The following is a 2,611-nucleotide window of genomic DNA, read 5'->3' on the forward strand; positions in this document are numbered from 1 at the left end:
GAAAGCTACCTCGCCGGCCTTCACCTCCGCGGCGCAATGATCTGGATCAAGGCTCTCACCCGAACCCGTTGATCACGACCGAATACCCGCCCTAGACGGCGCCCGTTCTCATCGCATTCATGGGTCAACTCGGCGATGTATGCGTTGACTTCAGCTTCCAGTGCGGCGGCCAGCATCCGCCTCGCGCCCTCGCGGACGATCTCGTCCAGCAGGGAGCCGTCTCGCGTCGAGCCGTCGGCATTGACTACGGTGAGCACGGGCGTGCCTTCCCGACCGACGCTGCGAACGTCGGTCTACTCGATGACCATCACTGGATCATTCGGGAAGGTACGCCCTCTGTGCTCCTCCCGGAACCGATCCACAGGTCTTGAGCATTGCTCCCGGGGCGCAAAGGCGGTCCGCGTCGTGGGTTCATCCCGGTGCGCTGAGTGCTGGCGGGAGGCGAAGGTGAGTAAGGCTCGACTTGGCCTGGCCGGGATCATGGACGGAGCAGCCTGCGGGTCGTCCCGAGGGCGGCCGCAGTCGCCCGTATCGTGAACGGTGGCCGTGTGCCGAGGGCGGAGAAGGGCAGCGGACGTGGTGTTTCAGCCGCATGGCCAGCACCGGCCTGACTCTCGGGTCCCCAACGTCGCGAGCCGAAGTCAGGAATCCACAGTCACGACATGGATGGTTTTTGTGCGCTGCGCCCTGGTCGAAGGGCGCTGTCGTCGACGGGTGAAACGGAGGGACACGGGCAGCGGATCAAAAGCGGGTCACTGTGTGAGCCGATTTGCTGAGCTGGGCCTCCGGCCGAGGCACGACCCGGTAGACCCATAGAAGGCCCGCGGCTTTGGGGATGCGCGCCCTGGGCTCGGGGCTCATCAGGGCTGGAAGAGCACCTTCACTGCCCCGTCCTGCTTCTGCTGGAACATCTCGTAGGCGCGCGGTGCCTCCGACAGCGGTAGGTGGTGAGTGGCGAAGGCGTCGACGCCGAGCGGATCGCCGTCCAGGAGCAGGGGCAGGATGTCGGGCACCCAGCGACGGACGTTGGCCTGGCCCATCCGTAGCTGGATCTGCTTGTCGAACATCGTCAGCAGCGGCAGCGGATCGGTCATGCCGCCGTAGACGCCGGACAGGGAGATGGTGCCGCCGCGCCGGACGATGTCGATCGCCAGGTGGAGCGCGTGCATGCAGTCGACGCCGACACGCTCCATGAGGGAGGCGGCGAGCCGGCTGGGGAGCAGTGTGGTCATCCGTTGGGCGAGTGTGGCCGCGGGCGAGCCGTGCGCTTCCATGCCGACGGCGTCGATCACCGCGTGTGGGCCGCGGCCGTCGGTGAGCTCGCGGATGACGTCGGGGAGGTCCTTGTCGTGGTCGTCGAGGTTGAGCGCGGTGACGCCGTGGGAGCGGGCGCGCTCCAGGCGTTCGGGCACCAGGTCCACTCCGATCACCTTGGCGACGCCGAGGTGATCATCGGCGATCCGCGTGGACATGTCGCCGATCGGGCCGAGTCCGAGGACGACCAGGCTGCCGTCCTCGGGGACGTCGGCGTACTGGACGGCCTGCCACGCGGTGGGTAGCACGTCGGAGAGGAACACGAAGCGGTCGTCCGGTGGGCCCTGGGGAACCTTGATCGGCAGGGAGTTGCCGAACGGGACCCGGAGCAGTTCGGCTTGTCCTCCCGGGACCTGGCCGTAGAGCTTCGTGTAGCCGAACAGGGCGGCGCCGCTGCCGTATTCACGGACCTGGGTGGTTTCGCACTGCGAGTGCAGGCCCTGCCTGCAGGTGAAGCAGGTGCCGCAGGAGACGTTGAAGGGGACGACGACCCGGTCTCCTGGCGTGAGCGCCGTGACGTCGCGGCCGACGTCGCGCACGACGCCCATGGGTTCGTGACCGAGGATGTCGCCCTCGCTCAGGAATGGCCCCAGCACCTCGTACAGGTGCAGGTCGGAACCGCACAGGCCGGTAGAGGTCACCTCCACGATCACATCGGTCGGATCGGTCAGCACGGGGTCCGGGACCGTATCGATGCGCACGTCCCGCTTGCCGTGCCAGGTCAGGGCCTTCATCACGTCACCTCTCGTTGTTCGCGTTCGGGATCGGTAGGTACTGTCTGGGCGCCGTAGCGGATCAGCAGGGCGGCGGCGTCGCCGAAGCGGTGTGAGGATTCGGGGTGTTCATGCGGTGCTCCGGGCGGCCGGGCGTCAGCTGTCGCCGCCATCCTGCGGTGCGCCTGCGCGTCACCGACCGGCAGTTTGGCCGAGGCCTGGGGGCCCGGGTCGATGGTGCCAGGTGTCGGCGCGGTGACGGTGAGCGAAGGACTGGAGGAAGGACTTGGAGGCGCTGTAGACGTCCTGGACCGGCGTTGTGAATCGTCATGCCGCGCGGCTACCCAAGCGGCCCACAGCCAACCCCACCGACACAGCCCCGGTGGGGCCGTTCGGGTGCGCGCCTGCCTGGGAAACACCCACCCATACACCGGCCGGGGCCGGCAGTTCGGCGCGGTGGCTGGCCGGCGGGCGGGTAGAAGCGCGGGCATGAGGCTGCGCACCAGTGGCCGCGAGGGCCCCGGCGGTGCAGGCCGTCTTGGCCGCAGTGGAGGCGGCCAGGCTCTCAGTCCTCGGCGAAGGCC

At 68.4% G+C, this 2,611-nt stretch carries 1 protein-coding gene and 1 pseudogene; both read right to left on the reverse strand.

Features of this window, described 5'->3' with window-relative positions:
* Nucleotides 1–92: 92 nt before the first annotated feature.
* Nucleotides 93–257: pseudogene (locus ACFVWU_RS44705) on the reverse strand (IS256 family transposase); the annotation flags it as partial.
* Between the two features lie 603 nt (nt 258–860).
* A complete protein-coding gene (locus ACFVWU_RS44710) occupies nt 861–2,048 on the reverse strand; it encodes an alcohol dehydrogenase catalytic domain-containing protein (protein ID WP_387632431.1) in 1,188 nt (395 codons plus the stop codon).
* Nucleotides 2,049–2,611 lie beyond the last annotated feature (563 nt).

This window comes from Kitasatospora sp. NPDC058190 (assembly GCF_042883685.1).
GTDB lineage: Bacteria > Actinomycetota > Actinomycetes > Streptomycetales > Streptomycetaceae > Kitasatospora.